This window comes from Agromyces capsici (genome assembly GCF_058349965.1).
Window position 1 is genome coordinate 1,309,663 of sequence record NZ_JBYRET010000001.1, and the last position, 21,037, is coordinate 1,330,699.

17 protein-coding genes are annotated in these 21,037 nt (G+C 71.7%); 11 read left to right on the forward strand and 6 right to left on the reverse strand.

Annotated elements, in window-relative coordinates:
* Positions 1-20 precede the first annotated feature (20 nt).
* The 3 genes from nucS to AC3RKB_RS06310 form a co-directional block, all read right to left on the reverse strand.
* Entirely contained in the window at positions 21-716 is a 696-nt protein-coding gene (gene nucS, locus AC3RKB_RS06300) for an endonuclease NucS (RefSeq protein ID WP_491435171.1), read from the reverse strand.
* A gap of 123 nt (positions 717-839) precedes the next feature.
* On the reverse strand, positions 840-1,334 hold the full coding sequence (locus AC3RKB_RS06305; protein WP_491436768.1) for a hypothetical protein: 495 nt from the start codon (positions 1,332-1,334) through the stop codon (positions 840-842).
* Positions 1,335-1,432: 98 nt separating this feature from the next.
* On the reverse strand, positions 1,433-2,746 hold the full coding sequence (locus tag AC3RKB_RS06310; protein ID WP_491435172.1) for an MFS transporter: 1,314 nt from the start codon (positions 2,744-2,746) through the stop codon (positions 1,433-1,435).
* A gap of 361 nt (positions 2,747-3,107) precedes the next feature.
* On the opposite strand from AC3RKB_RS06310, the gene tdh reads away from it, so the two are divergent.
* From tdh to AC3RKB_RS06325, 3 genes are read left to right on the forward strand one after another with little or no spacing between them, the layout of a single operon-like run.
* Positions 3,108-4,151, forward strand: a complete 1,044-nt coding sequence (gene tdh, locus AC3RKB_RS06315) for an L-threonine 3-dehydrogenase (protein ID WP_491435173.1) — start codon at positions 3,108-3,110, stop codon at positions 4,149-4,151.
* Positions 4,152-4,153: 2 nt separating this feature from the next.
* On the forward strand, positions 4,154-5,341 hold the full coding sequence (locus tag AC3RKB_RS06320) for a glycine C-acetyltransferase (RefSeq protein WP_491435174.1): 1,188 nt from the start codon (positions 4,154-4,156) through the stop codon (positions 5,339-5,341).
* A gap of 45 nt (positions 5,342-5,386) precedes the next feature.
* A complete protein-coding gene (locus AC3RKB_RS06325) occupies positions 5,387-6,463 on the forward strand; it encodes a LacI family DNA-binding transcriptional regulator (protein ID WP_491435175.1) in 1,077 nt (358 codons plus the stop codon).
* A 141-nt stretch (positions 6,464-6,604) separates the two neighbouring features.
* Here AC3RKB_RS06325 and AC3RKB_RS06330 read toward each other — a convergent pair whose 3' ends face one another.
* The 3 genes from AC3RKB_RS06330 to AC3RKB_RS06340 form a co-directional block, all read right to left on the reverse strand.
* Positions 6,605-7,339 (reverse strand): head GIN domain-containing protein, encoded by a 735-nt coding sequence (locus AC3RKB_RS06330; protein ID WP_491435176.1) that lies wholly within the window; start codon positions 7,337-7,339, stop codon positions 6,605-6,607.
* A gap of 91 nt (positions 7,340-7,430) precedes the next feature.
* Positions 7,431-8,810, reverse strand: coding sequence for an MATE family efflux transporter (locus AC3RKB_RS06335; RefSeq protein WP_491435177.1), 1,380 nt, complete (start codon positions 8,808-8,810; stop codon positions 7,431-7,433).
* 70 nt (positions 8,811-8,880) lie between these two features.
* Entirely contained in the window at positions 8,881-9,255 is a 375-nt protein-coding gene (locus AC3RKB_RS06340; RefSeq protein ID WP_491435178.1) for a YccF domain-containing protein, read from the reverse strand.
* 167 nt (positions 9,256-9,422) lie between these two features.
* Here AC3RKB_RS06340 and AC3RKB_RS06345 point away from each other — a divergent pair, with 167 nt between their 5' ends.
* The 8 genes from AC3RKB_RS06345 to AC3RKB_RS06380 all read left to right on the forward strand — a co-directional run bounded on the left by AC3RKB_RS06345 (position 9,423) and on the right by AC3RKB_RS06380 (position 20,874).
* The gene (locus AC3RKB_RS06345) at positions 9,423-11,909 is read left to right on the forward strand and encodes an ATP-binding protein (protein ID WP_491435179.1); all 2,487 of its coding nucleotides are present in this window, start codon (positions 9,423-9,425) and stop codon (positions 11,907-11,909) included.
* On the forward strand, positions 11,906-12,586 hold the full coding sequence (locus AC3RKB_RS06350; protein WP_491435180.1) for a response regulator: 681 nt from the start codon (positions 11,906-11,908) through the stop codon (positions 12,584-12,586). Before AC3RKB_RS06345 ends, AC3RKB_RS06350 begins: the two co-directional genes overlap by 4 nt.
* A gap of 109 nt (positions 12,587-12,695) precedes the next feature.
* Complete coding sequence (locus AC3RKB_RS06355; protein ID WP_491436769.1) at positions 12,696-14,066, forward strand: TrkH family potassium uptake protein; 1,371 nt, start codon at positions 12,696-12,698, stop codon at positions 14,064-14,066.
* Positions 14,059-14,763, forward strand: a complete 705-nt coding sequence (locus AC3RKB_RS06360) for a potassium channel family protein (RefSeq protein WP_491435181.1) — start codon at positions 14,059-14,061, stop codon at positions 14,761-14,763. The genes AC3RKB_RS06355 and AC3RKB_RS06360 overlap by 8 nt, the downstream gene beginning before the upstream one ends.
* 68 nt (positions 14,764-14,831) lie before the next feature.
* Positions 14,832-15,536, forward strand: a complete 705-nt coding sequence (locus tag AC3RKB_RS06365; protein ID WP_491435182.1) for a potassium channel family protein — start codon at positions 14,832-14,834, stop codon at positions 15,534-15,536.
* A gap of 77 nt (positions 15,537-15,613) precedes the next feature.
* On the forward strand, positions 15,614-17,590 hold the full coding sequence (locus AC3RKB_RS06370) for a M13 family metallopeptidase (protein ID WP_491435183.1): 1,977 nt from the start codon (positions 15,614-15,616) through the stop codon (positions 17,588-17,590).
* A 96-nt stretch (positions 17,591-17,686) separates the two neighbouring features.
* Entirely contained in the window at positions 17,687-18,592 is a 906-nt protein-coding gene (locus AC3RKB_RS06375) for a serine hydrolase (protein WP_491435184.1), read from the forward strand.
* Between the two features lie 161 nt (positions 18,593-18,753).
* On the forward strand, positions 18,754-20,874 hold the full coding sequence (locus tag AC3RKB_RS06380) for a multicopper oxidase family protein (RefSeq protein WP_491435185.1): 2,121 nt from the start codon (positions 18,754-18,756) through the stop codon (positions 20,872-20,874).
* The last annotated feature ends 163 nt before the right edge of the window (positions 20,875-21,037 follow it).

Consider the following 21,037-nt stretch of genomic DNA (forward strand, 5'->3'; position numbering starts at 1 on the left):
GTGATTCTCAGGAAATGCGGCTAGAAGAGCCGGGCGTGGCCGCTCTCGACGCCCTTCATGGCGTCGTAGTCGAGCACGACGCAGCGGATGCCGCGGTCCTCCGCCAGCCGGCGGGCCTGCGGCTTGATCTCCTGCGCGGCGAAGACGCCCGCGACCGGCGCGAGCAGCGGGTCGCGGTTCATCAGCTCGAGGTAGCGCGTGAGCTGCTCGACCCCGTCGATGTCGCCGCGGCGCTTGAGCTCGACCGCGACCGAGCGGCCCGTGCCATCCGTCGCCAGGATGTCGACCGGGCCGATCGCGGTCATGTACTCGCGGCGCACGAGGCGGTAGCCGTCGCCGAGGAGCTCGATCTGCTCGGCCAGCAGCCGCTGCAGGTGCGACTCGACGCCGTCCTTGACGAGGCCCGGGTCGACGCCGAGGTCGTGCGCCGAGTCGTGGATGACCTCGTGGATCGACACGACGAGCTGGTCGGCGGTCTTGGCGTGCGTGACCTTCCAGACCTCGGTGACCCCCGCGGCGCGCTGGTCGTCGTCGGGTTCGGCGGCGGCGAGCGTGCAGGGCGGGCTCATCCAGTTCAGCGGCTTGTAGCTGCCGCCGTCGGAGTGGACCAGCAGGCTGCCGTCGCCCTTGACCATGAGCAGGCGGGTCGCGAGCGGCAGGTGCGCCGAGAGCCGGCCGGCGTAGTCGACGGAGCAGCGGGCGATGACGAGGCGCACCCGACGAGTCTACGTTCCGCCGAGTGTTGCCGTTCGCGCCGAGTGTCGCCGTTCCGCCGGGAACACTCGGCGCGAACGGCAACACTCGCGAGCGAGCGAGCGAGCGGGCGACGGGCGGCGCGCTCAGCCCTGCGGCGAGCCGTCGTGCGGCCGCGCCTCGTGGTGCCGCCGCCCGTGCGAGCGCTCGCGCTCCTTCATCTCGGACTCGTAGACGTGGCGCCGGCCCTCGACCAGCTCGTCGCGCGCGGCCCGTTCCGACGCCTTCACCGCGGCGAAGTACCCGTCGTCGTACTCCTCGACGAGCTGGAACGTCCAGCGCCCTTCGAGCACGTTGCGCCCGATGATCTCGCGGTCGATGCGGTCGGCGATCTCGTGGTGCCCGGCCGTGCGGAACAGCTCGACGGCCTCGCCGATCGCGAGGTCGGCCGTGCCCGTCAGCCGGTGGAAGCGGTAGAGCGACCCGCGGGCGTCCTCGAGCACCTCGAGCGCCTCGGAGTACTTGCCGAGCGCCTCGATGGTGGCATCCGACACGCCCTCGGGCCTGGTGTGCTCGGGGCGCGGCTCGTCGTCGGGCACGGCCTCCCGTCCCGGTTCGGGAACGGCCTGGTCGTCGGGCATGGTCTCGTCGCGCACGGTCATGCCTGCATCCTGCCGAGCGGATGCCGCGGCCGGTAGGCCTTGCGACCCGCGGCCCCGAGCGGGGCCGCAGGCGCGGCTCAGGCGCGAGCGCGACGCGGCCGGTTCCGCTCGCGCGCGGCGGGCGCCGCGAGGCCCGCGACCACCATGAGCCCGAGGAGCAGCAGCAGTCCGTTGAGGATGCCGAACTGCTCGCCGAGGAACCCGATGAGCGGCGGGCCCACGAGGAAGGCGCAGTAGCCGATCATGGCGACCGCGGAGACGCGCGCCGCGGCATCCGCTCGATCGGGGACGTCGGCGGCGGCCGACATGCCGACGGGGAACGCCAGCGAGCAGCCGATGCCCCAGAGGGCGGTGCCGACGATGAGCACCCACGGCTCGGTGCCGAAGATGAACATCGCGAGGCCGATCACGCCGACCACGGCGAGCGACTGCAGCATGGCGACGCGGCCGAAGCGATCGATGAACGGCCCGCCGAGCACGCGCGCGCCCGTGATCGCGACGGTGAACACCGTGAACATCGCGGCGGCCGCGGTCTCGTCGAAGCCGTGCCCGTCGACGACCGCGAGGGCGAGCCAGTCGTTCGCGCTGCCCTCGGCGAACGACATGCCGAGCATGACCACGCCGATGAGCAGGAGGCGAACGTCGGCCCAGACCCGCAGGCTGCGCGTGAGGCGCACGGTCCAGGGCTCGCGCGGCGCGTCGGTGTGCGGGTCGTCGCCGAGCTCGGCGCGCACGGGCACGAAGCGCACCGCGATCACGACCGCCGCGGCGATGACCGCCGCGATGATCCCGAGGTGGACGGAGACCGACAGGGCGAGGGCGGATGCCACGGCCGCCAGCCCGGCACCGGCGACCGTGCCGAAGCTGAAGAACGCGTGCATGAGCGGCATGACGGTCTTGCCGAGCTCGCGCTCGGCCTCGGCGCCCTCGACGTTCATCATGACGTCGACCGCGCCGTTGCCGAAGCCGAAGAGCACGAGTCCGATCGCGACGAGTGTGACGCTCGGCAGCACCGAGCCGCCGAGGCCGACGAGGGTCAGGCCGATCGCGACGGTGACGAGCATGGCCGACATCCCGAGCCGGGCACCGACGCGGGCCATGATCGCGGGCGCGGCGATGAGGCCGACGATCGAGCCGATGGAGCCGGCGAGGATGACGAGCCCGACGCCCTGCGTGCTGAGGCCGACCTCGTCGCGTACCGCGGGGAGGCGTGCGACCCAGCTCGCGAGGCTCAGGCCCGAGAGGAAGAAGATCGCGAAGATCGCGTTGCGCCAGGCGACCAGCTCGCGCCGCGGGCGGGCGGATGTCGCGACCCGCGTGTCGTCGGCGCCGGCCGCCCGTGCGTGCTCCTCTGGTTCGGTCATGGTCTCTGGGTCTCGCTGCTGCGACATTACTGCCTCGTCGTCGAAGTGTCTCGGATGGATCGGGCTCGAATCGATTCGACTCGAATCGATTCGACTGTACCGCGATGGAGCGCTCTCACGCAAGCCGCGACGGCGGTCGAACTCCCAGCAAACGGGGGGTGGTGCAGCGTGCCGTGCTCGTGTGAGGATGCTCCCAATCGAGGACGGCGCATGCACCGCGCCGTCCTCGTCCAGTTCCCGGGCCACCCTGCGACCAGCGCCCCGCGTCATCCGCCTCGCTGCGCTGACTACGATGGGCGGGTCACCTCGACGCTGCGCCGTGACCCTCGGCGCACGAGCCGGCGCCGGCCCATCACGCGGGCGCCCGTACGAAGAAGGCACACCGCCGATGAAGGCCCTGTACAAGTCCGCGCCCGGCGCGGGATTCGAGTTCGTCGACCGCCCCGAGCCCGAGCCGGGGCCCGCCGACGTGAAGATCCGGGTGCTGCGCACCGGCATCTGCGGCACCGACCTGCACATCGACCAGTGGGACGACTGGTGCTCGTCCGAGATCCGCACGCCGTTGATCGCCGGTCACGAGTTCTACGGCGAGGTCGTCGAGGTGGGCGAGCTCGTGCACGACGTCGCCGTCGGCGATCGCGTCTCGGGCGAGGGGCACATCGTGTGCGGCATGTGCCGCAACTGCCGCGCGGGCCGCCGGCAGATGTGCATCCGCACGAAGGGCCTCGGCCTGCACCGCGACGGGGCGTTCGCCGAGTACGTCGTGATCCCCGGCGAGAACGTGTGGGTGCACCACGCCGACGTCGACCCCGAGGTCGGGGCCATCTTCGACCCGTTCGGCAACGCCGTGCACACCGCGCTCGCCTTCTCGGTCGTCGGCGAGGACGTGCTGGTCACCGGCTGCGGCCCGATCGGCCTCATGTCGATCGCGGTCGCGCGCCACGTCGGCGCGCGGTTCATCGTCGCGAGCGACGTGAGTCCCGCCCGCCTCGAGCTGGCCATGAAGATGGGGGCGGATGCCACGGTCGACGTGTCGCGTGAGCGCATCCGCGACGTGCAGCCGCGCCTGGGCATGCGCGAGGGCTTCGACGTCGGCTTCGAGATGTCGGGGTCGGCCAAGGCGCTGCCCGAGATGATCGACAACATGAACCACGGCGGGCGGATCGCGCTGCTCGGCCTGCCGAGCGAGCCGTTCGCGATCGACTGGGGCAAGGTCGTCACGCACATGCTGACGCTCAAGGGCATCTACGGTCGCGAGATGTTCGAGACGTGGAACTCGATGAGCGCGATGCTGCAGACGAGCGCCGAGCTGCGCGAGCGCGTGGCATCCATCATCAGCGACCGGTACCCGGCACGCGACTGGCGCGCGGCATTCGACGCGGCCGCCTCCGGCGGCGTCGGCAAGGTCATCCTCGACTGGACAGAGGTCTGAGCATGTACGGATCGGTGCAGGCGCAGTTGCGCGCCGAGCTCGACGAGATCGAGGCGGCGGGGCTCACCAAGCGCGAGCGCGGCATCCACGGCCCGCAGTCCTCCGAGATCGAGGTGGCGGGGCGCGAGGTGCTGAACTTCTGCGCGAACAACTACCTCGGGCTCGCGAACGACCCGCGCATCGTCGCCGCCGCCCACCGCGGCCTCGACGAGTGGGGCTACGGGCTCGCGAGCGTCCGCTTCATCTGCGGCACGCAGGAACTGCACCTCGAGCTCGAGAAGCGCGTGTCGGAGTTCCTCGGCTACGACGACACGATCCTCTTCTCGTCGTGCTTCGACGCGAACGGCGGTGTCTTCGAGGTACTGTTCGGGCCCGATGACGCGATCATCTCCGACGAGCTCAACCACGCGTCGATCATCGACGGCATCCGCCTGTCGAAGGCGCAGCGGTTCCGCTACCGCAACCGCGACATGGCCGACCTCGAGGCGAAGCTGCAGGAGGCGTCGGGCGCGCGACGCCGCGTCGTCGTGACCGACGGCGTCTTCTCGATGGACGGGTACGTCGCGCCGCTCCAGGAGATCTGCGACCTCGCCGAGCGGTACGACGCGCTGGTCTTCGTCGATGACTCGCACGCGGTCGGCTTCGTCGGCGAGCACGGCCGCGGGACGCCCGAGTTCTGCGGAGTCGAGGGGCGCGTCGACATCACGACCGGCACGTTCGGCAAGGCGCTCGGCGGGGCATCCGGCGGCTACGTCGCCGCGCGGGCCGAGATCGTGGCGCTCCTGCGGCAGCGGGCGCGGCCGTACCTCTTCTCGAACACGCTCGCGCCGGCGATCGTCGCGGGCACGATCGAGGCGCTGCGGCTCGTGAGCGAGTCGGGCGAGCTGCGGCAGCGCCTGGTGGCCAACGCGGCCCTGTTCCGGGAACTGATGACGGAGGCCGGCTTCGAGCTGCTGCCCGGATCGCACCCGATCGTCCCCGTGATGTTCGGCGACGCGGCGCTCACCGCGCGCATCGCCGACGCGCTGCAGGAGCGCGGGGTGTACGTGACGGCGTTCTCGTACCCGGTCGTGCCGAAGGGCCTCGCGCGCATCCGCGTGCAGCTCTCCGCCGCCCACACCGAGGACGAGATCCGCCGCTGCGTCGCCGCGTTCGCCGACGCGCGCGACGCCGTGCTCGCCGCGGTGTGACGCCGTTCAGCGCGCTCGAATCGATTCGACCGTAGAATCGGTGTCGTGAACGCAGAAGCCGCGCCCGAGACCGGCGCCATCCCGCGCGTGACGCTCGCCGACGTCGCCGCGAAGGCGGGCGTATCGGCGTCGACGGCGTCGCTCGCGTTCAGCGGCTCCGGCCCGGTGTCGGATGCCACGAAGGAGCGCGTGCTCGCCGCTGCCGCCGAACTCGGCTACGGCGGGCCCGACCCACGCGCGCGCTCGCTGCGGCGCGGCCGCTCCGGCATCGTCGGCGTCGTGCTCGAGGAGCGAGTGCGCGCCGCCTTCCTCGACCCGGTGAAGATCCAGACCCTCGACGGGCTCTCCGAGGGCATCGCGCCGCTCGGAGCCGGCCTGCTCCTGCTCACCGACACGGGCGACGCCGAGGCGCCCGTCAGCATCGACACCGCACCGCTCGACGCGGTCGTGCTCATCGGCTGCAGTCCGAGGTTCCAGCGCCAGATCGAGACCCTGCAGCGCCGCGGCATCCCGACGGTCGCCATCGAGGGCGCGCCGGGCGGCGCCATCCCCGAGATCACGATCGACAACCGCGAGGCCACCCGCCGCGGCGCCGAGCACCTCCGCGAGCTCGGGCACACGGAGGTCGCGACCGTCACGCTCCCGTTCGAGCCGACGCGCACGCGCGGCCCGCTCACGCCGGGGCACGAGTCGTCGGCGACCGTCGCCACCACGGTCGAGCGGCTGCGCGGCGCGCGCGACGTGTTCCCCGACCTCCGCGTGCAGGTCGCCGCGACGAGCTCGATCGAGGAGGGACGGGAGGCGGGCCACGCCCTGCTGGCGGATGCCTCGACGCGGCCGACCGCGATCATCGCGCAGTCCGACCTGCTCGCCGCCGGAGTCATCCAGGCCGCGGAGGCGCTCGGGCTCGCGGTGCCCGGCGACGTGAGCGTCATCGGCTTCGACGGCATCCGCGTCGACGGCCTGCAGCACGACCTCACGACGCTCGTGCAGCCGTCGGTCGCGAAGGGCCGCGCGGCGGGCGAGGCGATCGTGCGGATGCTCTCGGGCGAGCCCGCGAGCGGCACCGACTTCACCAGCGCGCTGCACGTCGGCGACACCACGGCCCCGCCGCGCGCCTGACCCGACCGCGGCCGAACGTTCGAACCGGTGCCCGCACCGACGGCATATCGGGAGCGAGTGACGGTGACCGCGACCTGATGCTGGAGGCGGTCACGCAGCACCGCGGGGAGGCTCGATCCACTCCCACGTGCCCGCGATGGACTAGTCGGGCGTGATCTCGCCCGAGCCCGAGATCGAGCTGCGCACCTCGGGGCGACCGGAGTAGCGCACGGTCCCGCTGCCCGAGAGGGTGACGTCGAGCGAGTCGGCGACGTCGACCGAGACCTGGCCCGATCCGGAGAGCACGACCTGGGCGGTCTGGGCGCTCAGCTCGCCCGCATCGATGTCGCCGGAGCCGCTGACGTTCACCACGAGCTCGTCGGTCGTGCCCTCGGTGTCGATCGAACCCGAGCCGCTGATCGAGGCGCGCACGGTCTGCGCGTCGAGCGCGTCGGTCTCGATCTCGCCCGAGCCCCGGATGTCGAGCGAGACCTCGTCGGTGGTGCCGAATTCGGCCGTGACATCACCGGAGCCCTCGAGGACGACCGATTCGAGCGACGTGACCGTGACCTCGATGTCGAGGTCGCGGTCACCGACGATGAGCGGCCCGCGGCGCACGCCGATCACGAGCCGGCCGTCGTCGACGTCGGTCGAGAGCCGCTCGAGCAGGTTCTCACCGCCGGTCACGGTCAGGGTGGGCTCGTCGCCCAGGCGGATGGTGAGGTCGCCGCCGCTCTGCATCACCACCTCGATGGCGTCGTCGATCTCGCGGTCCTCGGTGCGCCGGTCGCCCGGCGTGACGAACGGCATGCAGGCGGTGAGTGCGAGCACCGTTCCGGCGGTGGCGAGTGCCGCAGTGGCGCGGGCTGCAGTGACGGTGGCACGTCGAATGGACATGGCGGCTCCTTCGTCGACGGACGGCTCGACCCTAGCGAGCGCACGCGGCCACCGGCGGGCCGTTGGTCACTCGATCCCTCCGGGCTCCCGCCTACGCCGGCGCGCCCGTCACCATCCACGCCCGGCCTCGCGCACGCAGCGACAGCGTGACCGCCCGCGCCGCGAGGTACCCGATCGCGAACGCGGCGGTGAGCGCCGCGAGCGCGAGCGCTCCGGGCACGTCGGCCCCCGAGTCGTCCGCCCACCACACGACGCCGAAGGCGAGCGGCACGAAGGCGGCCAGGTTCACCAGGCCGGTCCACGCGAGGTAGCGCGCGTCGCCCGCGCCGATGAGCACGCCGTCGAGCACGAACACGAGCCCGCCGAGCGGTGCCGAGAGCCCGAGCACGACGAGCGAGGGCGGCAGCAGCGCGGCGACCTCGGCCGACGACGTGAACAGCGCGGGGAGCACCCACGCGGTCGCGATGACGATCGCCCCGGCGACGACCCCCGCGCCGATGCCCCACTCGACGCAGCGACGCAGCACCGCACGAACCTGGTCGACGTCGCCGGCGCCGAGGCCCTTGCCGATGAGGGCCTGCGCCGCGATCGCGAGGGCGTCGAGCGCGAATCCGAGCGTGAAGTAGATCGTGATCGCCACCTGGTACGCCGCGAGTTCGTCGCGTCCGAGCGACGTGGCCGCCCAGGTCGCGAGCAGCAGCGCGACCCGCAGGCTCAGCGTGCGGAGGAACAGCCAGCCGCCCGCTCTCGCGCCGCGCAGCACGCCCGCGTGGTGCGGCCACGCGCTCGCGCCGACGCGCGCCACGTGCCGCCCGATCACCACGACGTAGACGAGCACCATGCCCCATTGCGCGACGACCGTGCCGATCGCCGACCCCGCGATGCCCCAACCGAGGCCGTAGATGAAGACCGCATTGAGGGCGATGTTCGCCGTGAAGCCGAGGCCGGCCACCCAGAGCGGCGTGCGCGTGTCCTGCAGGCCGCGCAGCAGCCCGGTCGCCGCGAACACCACGAGCATGGCGGGCAGGCCGGCCATCGAGATCGTGAGGTACACGGATGCCTCGGCCGTCACCTCCGCGGAGGCGCCGAAGGCGCCCACGAGCCACGGCGCGGCGAGCCATCCGAGCACCGCCAGGACCGCGCCGAGCCCGAGTGCCAGCCACAGCCCGTCGACGCCCGACGCGACCGCCCCGCGTTCGTCGCCCGCGCCGAGGCGTCGCGCGACCGTCGGCGTCGTCGCGTAGGCGAGGAAGATCATCAGCCCGATGATCGTCTGCAGCACCGCGCTCGCGAGGCCGAGGCCGGCGAGCGGCGCCGCGCCGAGGTGCCCGACCATCGCCGTGTCGGCGAGCAGGAACAGCGGCTCGGCGACGAGCGCGCCGAGCGCGGGCACGGCGAGGCGCAGGATGTCGCGGTCGACCGCGCGTCGTGTCCCGAATTCAGGAGACGACGGCTCCCGCGCACCGGTCACGACCGCATTCCCGGCCGTCCGCCGCTCCCGGCGGGCGCGCGCTCCTGAATTCTGCACGAGGCGATGGGGATCAGCGCGACTCGACGATCTCCTTGCCGAGGGGCGCGAGCGAGACGGGGATGAGCTTGAAGTTCGCGATGCCGAGCGGGATGCCGATGATCGTGAGGCACATGATGACGCCCGTGATCAGGTGCTCGAGCGCGAGCCACCAGCCGGCGAGGATCACCCACACCACGTTGCCGAGGAACGACCACGTGCCCGACCGCGGGTTGGAGACGACCTCGCGGCCGAACGGCCAGACCGCGTAGTTGCCGATGCGGAACGACGCGAGCCCCCACGGGATCGTGACGATGAGGATGCACATGAGCGCTCCGGCGAGCATGTACCCGATCCAGAGCCAGACGCCCGCGAGCACGAACCAGATGATGTTCAGCAGCGTGTTCATGATGGCTCGATCCTTCCATCGAATGGGATCCGTCGCGATGAGGTTGCCCCCCAGGCCGCTGCGCCACTTCGAAGCGGATCGCGCCATCATGACCGGCGCAGTGGACGCCGAAGTGGCGCAGCGCTGATCGCTGAACCTCGCGCTCGCCGAGATGGGAGACTGACCGCATGAGACGGGGGCGGCTCCGCGTGCTGCTCGGCGCCGCGCCCGGCGTCGGCAAGACCTACACGATGCTCGAGGAGGGCCGACGCCTCCGCGACGAGGGGCACGACGTCGTCGTGGGCTTCGTCGAGCCGCACGGACGCGCCGCCACCTCGGCGATGGTCGGCGACCTCGAGGTCGTCCCGCGTCGCAGCGAGACGCACCGCGGGCTCCGGCTCGAGGAGATGGACGTCGACGCGGTGCTCGCGCGGAAGCCGGAGATCGCCCTGGTCGACGAGCTCGCCCACACGAACTCGCCCGGCTCACGACATCCGAAGCGCTGGCAGGACGTCGAGGTCCTGCTCGCCGCGGGCATCGACGTGATCTCGACCGTGAACACCCAGCACATCGAGTCGCTCGGCGATGTCGTCTACGAGATCACGGGCGCGCAGCAGCGCGAGACGATCCCCGACGCCGTGCTGCGCGGTGCCGACCAGGTCGAGGTGGTCGACCTCGCGCCGCAGGCGCTGCGGGACCGCCTCGCCACGGGGCTGGTCTACCCGGCCGAGCGCATCGACGCGGCCCTCTCGAACTACTTCCGGCTCGGCAACCTCACGGCGCTCCGCGAGCTCGCCCTGCTGTGGCTCGCCGACGAGGTCGACCAGGCGCTCAAGGCGTACCGCGCCGAGCACGGCATCGACCGCAAGTGGGAGGCGCGCGAGCGGGTGGTCGTCGCGCTCACGGGCGGGCCCGAGGGCGAGACGCTGCTGCGGCGCGGCGCCCGGATCGCCGCGCGGTCGTCGGGCGGCGAACTGCTCGCCGTGCACGTGACCACCCCCGATGGCCTGCGGGCGCGCCATCCGGAGGCCCTCGACCGGCAGCGCACGCTCGTCGAGCGTCTCGGCGGCACGTTCCACGAGGTGGTCGGCGAGGATATCCCGCGGGCGCTGGTCGACTTCGCGAGGGCGTCGGATGCCACGCAGCTCGTGATCGGCGTCAGCCGCCGGTCGCGGCTCGCCGCGGCGTTCACCGGCCCGGGGATCGGCGCGACCGTGATCCGCGAATCCGGCGACATCGACGTGCATATCGTCACGCACGCCGCGGCCGGGTCGGCCTTCTCGCTGCCCCGGCTGGGCGGTGCGCTCAGCCGCCGGCGGCGGCTCGCAGGCTTCGCGGTCGCGCTGGTCGCGGGCCCGCTGCTCAGCTGGCTCCTGTGGACCCTCCGGGCCGAGGCCTCCATCACGAGCGACGTGCTCGCATACCAGTTGCTCGTCATCATCGTCGCGCTCGTCGGCGGACTGTGGCCGGGGCTCTTCGCGGCGGTGCTCTCGGGCATCACGTTGAACTTCCTGTTCATCGAGCCGCAGTACACGTTCTCGATCGGGCAGCCGCGGCAGCTGCTCGCGCTCGTGTTCTACGTGGTCAACGCGCTCCTGGTCAGCTACGTCGTCGACCAGGCCGCCCGGCGGACCCGGGAGGCGCGACGATCGGCGGCCGAGTCGCAGCTGCTCGCCACGATCGCCGGCAGCGTGCTGCGCGGCGAGGATGCCCTGCAGGCGATGGTGACGCGCACGCGCGAGGCGTTCGGCCTGTCGGGCGTGCGACTCCTCGTCGACGGCGAGATCCGCGCGACCGACGGCGAGCCCACGCGCGACGAGCACCACGCGGACGTGGCGATCGGGGCGCGCGGCGTGCTCGAGCTGCACGGGCGCGAGCTCGAGGCATCCGAGCGCCGTCTGCTCGCGGTGATCGCGACCCAGATGGATGCCGCGATCGAGCAGGGCGCGCTCGCGACCGCCGCCTCGGCGGCCGACGCGCTGGCCGAGACCGACCGCGTGCGCAGCGCGTTGCTCGCGGCCGTGGGGCATGACCTGCGCCGCCCGCTCACGGCCGCGAGCGCCGCGGTGAGCGCCCTCCGCGCGGAGGACGTGAAGCTCGGCCGCGCCGAGCGACGCGAGCTGCTCGACACGGCGGCCGAGAGCCTGGAATCGCTCGCCGAGCTCGTCACGAACCTGCTCGACGTGAGTCGGGTCCAGGCGGGCGCGCTGGCCGTCACCATCGCGCCCACCGAGCTCGCCGACGTGGTCTTCCCCGCGCTCGAGGAGCTGCGCGCGGGGCCGGGCGAGCTCGAGCTCGAGCTGCCCGACGACGTGCCGCGCGTGCTCGCCGACGGCGTGCTGCTCCAGCGCGTCGTCGTCAACCTGCTCGCGAACGCCCTGAGGTTCTCGCCGCCGGGCGAGCGCGTGCGCGTGACCGCGAGCGCGTTCCGAGGCTCGGTGCAGCTGCGGGTCGTCGATCGCGGGCCCGGCATCCCGCCTGAGCGTCGGGACGAGGTGTTCACGCCGTTCCAGCGCCTGGGCGACACCGACAACGACACCGGCCTCGGCCTCGGCCTCGCGCTCTCGAAGGGCTTCGTCGAGGGGATGGACGGCACACTGGAGGTGGAGGACACGCCGGGCGGCGGGGTGACCATGGTGGTCACCCTCCCCGCGGCGGAGGAGGCGGTCGAGTGAAGATCCTGCTGGCCGACGACGACGAGCAGCTCCAGCGCGCGCTGCGCATCACGCTCACCGCGCGCGGCTACGAGGTGCTGCAGGCGCGCGACGGCGCCGAGGCCATCGACCTCGCGGCGAACGGGCACCCCGACCTCATCGTGCTCGACCTCGGCATGCCGCGGGTCGACGGGATCGACGTCATCCGGGCGGTGCGGGCCTGGTCGAGCGTGCCGATCCTCGTGCTCTCGGGCCGGACCGACTCGACCGAGAAGGTGGAGGCGCTCGACGCGGGCGCCGACGACTACGTCACGAAGCCGTTCGCGATGGACGAGTTCCTGGCGCGGATCCGGGCGAGGTCCCGGCGACCGGCCGGCGAGGAGGACGCGGCATCCGTGCGCATCGGCGACCTCGAGGTCGACCTCGCCGCCCGCACCGTGCGGTCCGCGGACGGCCGGCCGAGCACGATCCGGCTGACGCCGACCGAGTGGCGACTGCTCGAGCTGCTGCTGCGCAACCCCGGAAAGCTGATGACCCGGCAGATGCTCCTCAGCGAGGTCTGGGGCCCGTACCACTCCAACGACGGCGGCTACCTGCGGCTCTACATGGCGCAGTTGCGGCGCAAGCTCGAGCCGGTGCCGTCGGAGCCGCGTCACCTCGTCACCGAGCCCGGGATGGGGTACCGGTTCGACCCATGAGGCGACCGTCACGCAACCGTCCTCACGCAATCCATACGGGCCGAGCGGCGATCCTGACGCCGCGCCGACACCCGCGCCTCGCGGATTGGACTGGAATCGATCCGTGACCATCCGGCAGTCCGTCCGCCGCGCGCGGCGCCATCGCATCCGACGGGGATTCCGCCTCCATCCGGCGCAGGTCGTGGTGATCGGATTCGCCGCCGCGGTCCTGGGCGGCGCCCTCCTGCTCTGGCTGCCGCCCATGACGCGCGACCCCGGCGGCACGAGCTTCATCGACGCGCTCTTCACGTCGACGAGTGCCGTGTGCGTCACCGGGCTCACCGTGGTCGACAACGAACTGCATTGGACGCCGCTCGGCCAGGCCGTGATCGTCGCCCTCATCCAGGTCGGCGGGCTCGGCATCATGATCTTCGCGTCGCTGATCGGCCTGGTGCTCGCGCGCAAGATGTCCGTCCGGGCGAGGTTGAACGCCGCGGCCGAGGCGAGCGTGGTCGGCTTCGAGGACGTCCGCGGTCTCGTCCGCGGCATCGTGCTGATCTCGTTCGCCATCGAGGGCCTGACGTGGATGTTCCTGTTCCCGCGATTCCTGTTCGGGTACGGCTACGACCCGGCGGATGCCGCGTGGCATGCGCTGTTCCACTCGGTCTCGTCGTTCAACAACGCGGGGTTCGCGCTCTACTCGAACAACCTCATGGACTTCGTCGACGACCCGTTCATCTGCCTGCCGATCTGCGCGGCGATCATCCTCGGCGGTCTCGGGTTCCCGGTCATCATGCAACTGCGCAAGGAGTTCACGCGGCCGCTGCACTGGTCGATGAACACCAAGCTCGTGCTGTGGGGCACGCTGGTGCTGCTGGTCGGCGGCACGCTCTTCATCACCGCGGTCGAGTGGGAGAACCCCGACACGTTCGGCGGGCTCGACCCGGCCGGGCGCCTGCTCGCGGGCTTCTTCGCGTCGGTGCAGACGCGCACCGCGGGCTTCAACAGCGTCGACATCGGACTCATGCACGACGAGAGCTGGGTCGCGATGGACGTGCTCATGTTCATCGGCGCAGGCCCGGCCGGCACGGCCGGCGGCATCAAGGTGACCACGTTCGCCGTGCTCTTCTTCATCCTCCTCACCGAGGTGCGCGGCGAGGGGGCGGTCAACATCTTCGGCAAGCGGCTCTCGCGCGCGGTGCATCGCCAGGCGATCACGGTCGTGCTGATCGCGGTGGCTGCGGTGATGGCGGCGACGGTGCTGCTCATGCTGATCACCGGGCTCGCCTTCGACAGGGTGCTGTTCGAGACGATCTCGGCGTTCGCCACGGTGGGCCTGTCGACCGGCATCACGGCCGACCTGCATCCGGTCGCGAAGGCCGTGCTCGCGATGCTCATGTTCCTCGGCCGCATCGGCCCGCTCACCCTCGGCTCGGCGATCGCGCTGCGCGAGCGCCGCATCCTCTACGAACTCCCCAAGGAAAGGCCCGCAATTGGCTAGGTTCTCGATCTTCGGCGGCGCCGCCGACACGTCGCGCCGCATCGCCGAGGCCGACTCGGTCGCCGTGATCGGGCTCGGGCGGTTCGGCAGCTCCCTCGCGCTCGAGCTCATGCGGGCGGGCACCGAGGTGCTCGGCATCGACGCCGACGAGGAGATCGTGCAGGCCCTGAACGGCGAGCTCACCCAGGTGGTGCGCGCCGACTCGACCAAGGCCGAGGCGCTGAGGCAACTCGCGGTCGACGAGTTCGATCGGGTGGTCGTCGCGATCGGCAGCGACATCACCGCATCGATCCTGACGTGCTCGGTGCTGCTCGGCATGAAGACCCCGGTGGTCTGGGCGAAGGCGGTCACCGAGCAGCACGCGCTCATCCTCGAGCAGCTCGGCGTGCACCACGTCATCCGGCCCGAGGCCGAGATGGGCAAGCGGGTCGCGCACCTCGTGCGGGGCGCGGCGCTCGACTACCTCGAGATCGAGCCCGGCTACGCGATCGTGAAGTCGGCGCCGCCCGCCCGCCTGCACGGCGTGCCGCTCGGGCAGTCGGGCCTGCGCAAGGACTTCGGCGTGACGATCGCGGCGTTCAAGGAGCCCGGAGGCGAGTGGCACAATGCCGACGCCGACACGGTGCTCGCCGAGGGCGACACGATCCTCATCGTCGGGCCGACGCGTAAGGCCGAGGGGTTCGCGCAACTGCGCTGAGGCGCGCGCGGCGACCCCGGCCCGGAACGGGCAGGGCGGCGTAGGATGCGCCTGAGGAGAGGTCGTCAATGTCGCGATTCATGCGGTTCGGCGGCGCGAGCGACGCCACGCGCCGCATCGCGGAGGCCGACTCCGCGGCGGTGATCGGGCTCGGCCGGTTCGGCCGCTCGCTCGCGCTGGAGCTCATGGCCGGAGGCACCGAGGTGCTCGGCATCGACGCCGACGAGGAGATCGTGCAGTCGCTGGGCGGCGAGCTGACCCATGTGGTGGCGGCGGACTCGACGAAGGCCGAGACCCTGCAGCAGCTCGCGATCGACGAGTTCGATCGGGTGGTCGTCGCCATCGGGTCCAACCTCGAGGCGTCCATCCTGACCTGCTCGGCGCTGCTCGGCATGCGGATCCCCGGAATCTGGGCGAAGGCCGTCACCGACCAGCACGGCCTCATCCTCGAGCAGCTCGGGGTGCACCACGTCATCTACCCGGAGGCCGACATGGGTCGGCGCGTGGCCCATCTGGTTCGCGGCGCGGCGCTCGACTACATCGAGATCGAGAAGGGCTACGCGATCGTGAAGTCCTCGCCCCCGGCCCGGCTCCACGGGACCCCGCTCGGGCAGACCGGGCTGCGGAAGGAGTTCGGCGTCACCATCGCCGCCTTCAAGAAGCCGGGCCAGGAGTGGCACAACGCCGATGCCGACACGGTGCTCACCGAAGGTGACACGATCCTCATCGTCGGTCCGACGCGCAAGGCCGAGGGGTTCGCGCAACTCCGATGACGCCCGCGACCGGCCCGCCCCGCGGCATCCGTCGCCGTTCGGCCGGTTCTCGGGATGCCGCCGCTTAGGCTGTGGGGATGAGCGCAGCGACGAAGCCCTCCGGCATCATCCTCGACGAACTCGACGCCGACGTGCGTCCGCAGGACGACCTGTTCCGGCACGTCAACGGCAAGTGGATCGCGCGCACCGAGATCCCCGCCGACAAGGCCCGCTACGGCAGCTTCATCGTGCTCTACGAGGAGGCCGAGAAGGCCGTTCGCGAGATCATCGAGGAGTCGCAGGCTGCCGAGCCGGGCACCGAGGCGCGCAAGGTCGGCGACCTGTACGCGTCGTTCATGAACGAGGCGCGCGTCGAGCTGCTCGGCGCCACGCCGATCGCGGCGCAGCTCGTCGAGGCATCCCTGCCGGGCACGGTCGACCAGTTCCTCGAGGCCGTCGGCCGGCTCGAGCGGCAGGGCGTGTCGGGCTTCGCGCAGCTCTTCGTCGACAACGATCCGGGCGACCCCGAGCGCTACCTCGTGTTCGTCGAGCAGGGCGGCATCGGCCTGCCCGACGAGAGCTACTTCCGCGAGGAGCGCTTCGCCGCGATCCGCGAGAAGTACCGCGAGCACCTCGAGCGGATGTTCGGGCTCGCCAAGCTCGACGACGTGGCCGCGCGTGCGGCGCGCGTGTTCGACCTCGAGGCCGAGATCGCGGCCACCCACTGGACCAACGTCGACTCGCGCGACAGCCAGAAGACCTACAACCTCAGGCCCTGGGCGGATGTCGCGGCCGCGGCGTCCGTCGACCTGGACGTGTGGCGAGACGCCATGGGCGTGCCCGCGGGTGCGTTCGCCGAGCTCGTCGTGCGTCAGCCCAGCTTCGTCGAGGGAGTCGGCGCGCTGCTGACCGAGGAGCGGCTGCCGGCGTGGCGCGACTGGCTCGCGTGGCAGGTCATCCGCAGCGCCGCGGCGTACCTCTCGTCCGACTTCGTCGACGCGAACTTCGACTTCTACGGCCGCACGCTCACGGGCACGCCCGAGCTGCGCGAGCGGTGGAAGCGCGGCGTCTCGTTCGTCGAGGGCGCCATGGGCGAGGCCGTCGGGCGCATCTACGTCGAGCGGCACTTCCCGCCGGCCGCGAAGGAGGCGATGGACGAGCTCGTCGCCAACCTCGTCGAGGCGTACCGGCAGTCGATCGCCGGGCTCGACTGGATGGGCGAGGAGACGCGCGCGAAGGCGCTCGAGAAGCTCGAGAAGTTCACGCCGAAGATCGGCTACCCGGTGAAGTGGCGCGACTACTCCACGCTCGTCGTGTCGGCCGACGACCTCGTCGGCAACGTGCGCGCGGCGGCGGAGTTCGAGTTCCAGCGGCAGCTCGGCAAGATCGGCAAGCCGATCGACCGCGACGAGTGGTTCATGACCCCGCAGACGATCAACGCCTACTACAACCCGGGGTTCAACGAGATCGTGTTCCCCGCCGCCATCCTGCAGTTCCCGTTCTTCGACGCCGAGCGGGACGCCGCGGCCAACTACGGTGCGATCGGCGCCGTCATCGGCCACGAGATCGGTCACGGCTTCGACGACCAGGGTTCGCGGTTCGACGGCGACGGGCGTCTGCTCGACTGGTGGACCGAGGCCGACCGGGCGGCGTTCGAGGAGCGTACGAAGGCCCTCATCGAGCAGTACGACGCGCTCGTGCCCGAGCAGCTCGAGGTGTCGGGCGACGGCGAGCACCACGTCAACGGCGCGCTCACGATCGGCGAGAACATCGGCGACCTCGGCGGGCTCGCGATCGCCTGGAAGGCGTACCAGCTCTCGCTCGGGAAGAAGAAGGCCCCCGTGATCGACGGCCTGACGGGCGCCCAGCGGTTCTTCCTCTCGTGGGCGCAGGCGTGGCAGCTCAAGGGCCGCGACGAGGAGGTCATCCGCCTGCTGGCGATCGATCCCCACTCGCCGAACGAATTCCGGTGCAATCAGATCGTCCGCAACATCGACGAGTTCTACACTGGCTTCGACGTCGCTTCCGATGACGCGCTCTGGCTCGATCCGGCCGAGCGCGTCCGCATCTGGTAGCGGCTCGCCAGACCCAGTCCGTCCCCGTCGCACGCACCGCTTGAGCCGCGGTGGGGGAGCGCGCGACCCGAACGAAAGCCCGTTGTATCCGCCGTGGTGACCTCGTCGCAGGGTTCCGAGCGCCGTGCTCGACATGCCAGCATCCGCCGAGGTCGCCACCGCACCGACGAGCACAACGAGGACTTCTCGCGCGGGTTCGACGCACTCGGCGAGCTGGCACTCGCGGGCGTGCAGGTGTCGGCGCGCGCGACCGACCTGACGACGGGGCGGGTGCTGTTCTCGGTCGACGACCACGTGGTGATGCCCACCGCGTCGATCGGCAAGGTGCTGCTGCTGGTCGAGGTCGCCTCGCGGCTCGGCCACGCGAGCCACGAGGCGTTCACGGTGCTCGACCGCGCCCCGCGCGACGCGGTCGGCGACTCCGGGATCTGGCAGCACCTGCAGACCCCGTCGCTGCCGATGGCCGACCTGGCGGCGGTCGTCGGCGCGTCGAGCGACAACCTCGCGACCAACGTGCTCATCCGCCACATCGGGCTCGAGTCAGTGCGCGCGCGCACCGAGGCGCTCGGCCTCACGCGCACCGCCCTGCTCGACCTGGTTCGCGACCACCGCGGACCCGACGACGCGCCGCAGCTCTCGATCGGCTCCGCGAAGGAGCTCACGTGGCTGTTCGCCTCGCTCGCGCGCGGCGAGATCGTGAGCCCCGAGGTGTCCCAGCGGGTCGTCGGCTGGCTCTCGCTGAACGCCGACCTGTCGATGGTCGCGTCGGCGTTCGGCCTCGACCCGCTCGCTCACCGCATGCCCGACCACAACCTGCTGCTCATGAACAAGACGGGCACCGACGGCGGCGTGCGCAGCGAGGTCGGCGTGCTGCGCGGCCCGCGCGCGGGCGTGGCGTACGCGGTCTCGATGTACTTCGCCGACACCATGCTCGCGTCGCGGCTCGCGGTGCTCGACGGCATGCGCCAGGTCGGTGCCGACCTGCTCGAGTACGTGCACTGAAACCCCGGCGGCCTCCGTCCGCGGCGGGGATGGCGTACCGGCGGGCCCGTCCCGAACGGGGGACTTGTCGTCGCGTCGACCGCGGAGCAATCTGAGAGAACCTCGCGTCCGACTCGGCACCTGCCCAGCCCCCTCGGATGCGGCCCAGAGATGGTGCGACGATGCCCGAGTCCCAGAGCCCGCCGTCGCGGCTGATCAGCCGCCGCACGTTCATCCGCGCCGCCGGGGCGGCCGGCGCCGGATTCGTCCTCTACGCGATGCATCCCGGCGGCCGGGCGGTGGCACTCGCGCACGTCGCGCATGCCGCCCTCGACCCGGCCACGGTCCCCAAGTTCGCGACCCCGCTCCTGATCCCGCCCGTCATGCCGCGGGCCGGAACGATCGTCGCGCCCGGGGGGAAGCAGGTCGACTCCTACGAGATCTCGATGCGGCAGTTCTCCCAGCAGGTGCTCCCCGCCGGGTACCCCATGACCACGGTGTGGGGCTACGGTGCCGTAGCGTCGGCGAGCAAGAAGGGCCTGCTGCTCCACAACGCGCCCTCCCTCACGATCGAGGCGAAGTGGAACCGTCCCGTCCGGGTGAAGTGGATCAACGACCTGGTCCACCCCGACGGCACGTACCGGTCGCACCTGCTGCCCGTCGACCCGACCCTGCACTGGGCGAATCCTCCCGGCGGCCCCGGCGGGCGCGACGCGCGCCCGAGCTTCGACGAGACGCCCGGGCCGTACACCGGACCCGTCCCGATCGTCACGCACGTGCACGGCTCGGTCGGGGTCGGCGACGAGAGCGACGGCTACGCCGAGGCGTGGTACCTGCCCGCCGCGACCGACATCCCGGGCGAGTACGCCACCGAGGGCACCTGGTACGACTTCTTCGCGACGAAGGCGAGCGCGGCCTACGGCGCCGAGTGGGGTCCGGGGTACGCGACGTTCCAGTACCCGAACGTGCAGCGCGCCTCGACGATCTGGTACCACGACCACACGCTCGGGATGACGCGGCTCAACGTGTACGCGGGGCCGGCCGGCTTCTTCCTCATCCGCGGCGGGCCCGACGGCGACGACGCCGTGCTCGACGCCCGGACCGGTGCCCGCGCCATCCTGCCCGGCCCGGCTCCGAAGGAGGGCGACAAGTTCCCGCCGAACAAGGCGTACTACGAGATCCCGATCGCCGTGCAGGACCGCTCGTTCAATCCCGACGGGTCGCTCTTCTACCCCGACTCGCGCGAGTTCTTCGACGGCATCGTCGGCCCCTTCATCCCGGATGGCGAGTTCTCGCCGATCTGGAACCCCGAGTTCTTCGGCGACTCCATCATCGCCAACGGCAACACCTGGCCGTTCCAGGTCGTCGAGCAGCGGCGCTACCGGTTCCGGTTCCTCAACGGCTGCCAGTCGCGCTTCCTGATCCTCGACTTCAGCGGCATCCCGGGCGTGCGGGCCTGGCAGATCGGCAACGAGGGCGGGTTCCTCGCCGCGCCCGTCGACCTCGGCGAGCACGGTCAGCGGCTCCTGATGGGCCCGGCCGAGCGGGCCGACCTCGTCGTGGACTTCACCGACGTGCCGGTCGGGAACCATGTGCTCGGCAACGTCGGACCCGACGAGCCGTTCGGCGGCGGCGAGCCCGACGAGGACTTCGATATCGCCGACCCCGACACCACGGGGCAGGTGCTGCAGTTCCGGGTCGTGCCCGCCGTCGGTCCCGATCCGACCACACCGCCGGAGCATCTCGTGCTGCCGGCGCTCGCGCCCCTGCCGCCCGAGTCGGTGGTGCGCCCGCTCGCCCTCATCGAGATGATGGGCGAGGGCGTGGATGCCGCGGGCGACCCGCTCGAGGGCCCGACCGAGGCGCTGCTCGGCACCGTCGAGGCCGGAGTCCCGATCGAGCACGAGTGGGCTGCCGAGGTGACCGAGAACCCGGAGGTCGGGGCCACCGAGGTCTGGGAGTTCGTCAACACGACCGGCGACGCGCACCCGATGCACGTGCACGAGGTCGCGTTCGAGGTCGTGAACCGCGAGGGGCTCGTCACGGAGGGCGACGAGGGGGAGCTCATCGTGCCGCTCCAGCTCGACGGCGACGTCGCGCCGCCGGAGGCGTGGGAGACCGGGCGCAAGGACACCGTGATCGCGTACCCGGGCCAGGTGACGCGCGTTCGCGCGACGTTCGCCACGCCGGGCCAGTACGTGTGGCACTGCCACATCGTCGAGCACGAGGACAACGAGATGATGCGCCCGTACCGCATCGGCCCGGTCCAGCCCGGCCAGCCGGTCGAGGAGGACCACGCCTAGAGACGACGAGCGGATGCCGCGACTCTCACGCCACGCGGCATCCGCTCGCCACTGCCCGGCGGCGCGCCGCGACCCGCCCCGATTTCGAGAAGTCGCAGATGCATGGTGCGACGCGCCATCCGGGACTTCTCGGTTCTCGGGCGGAATGCGCGGGACGCGCAGA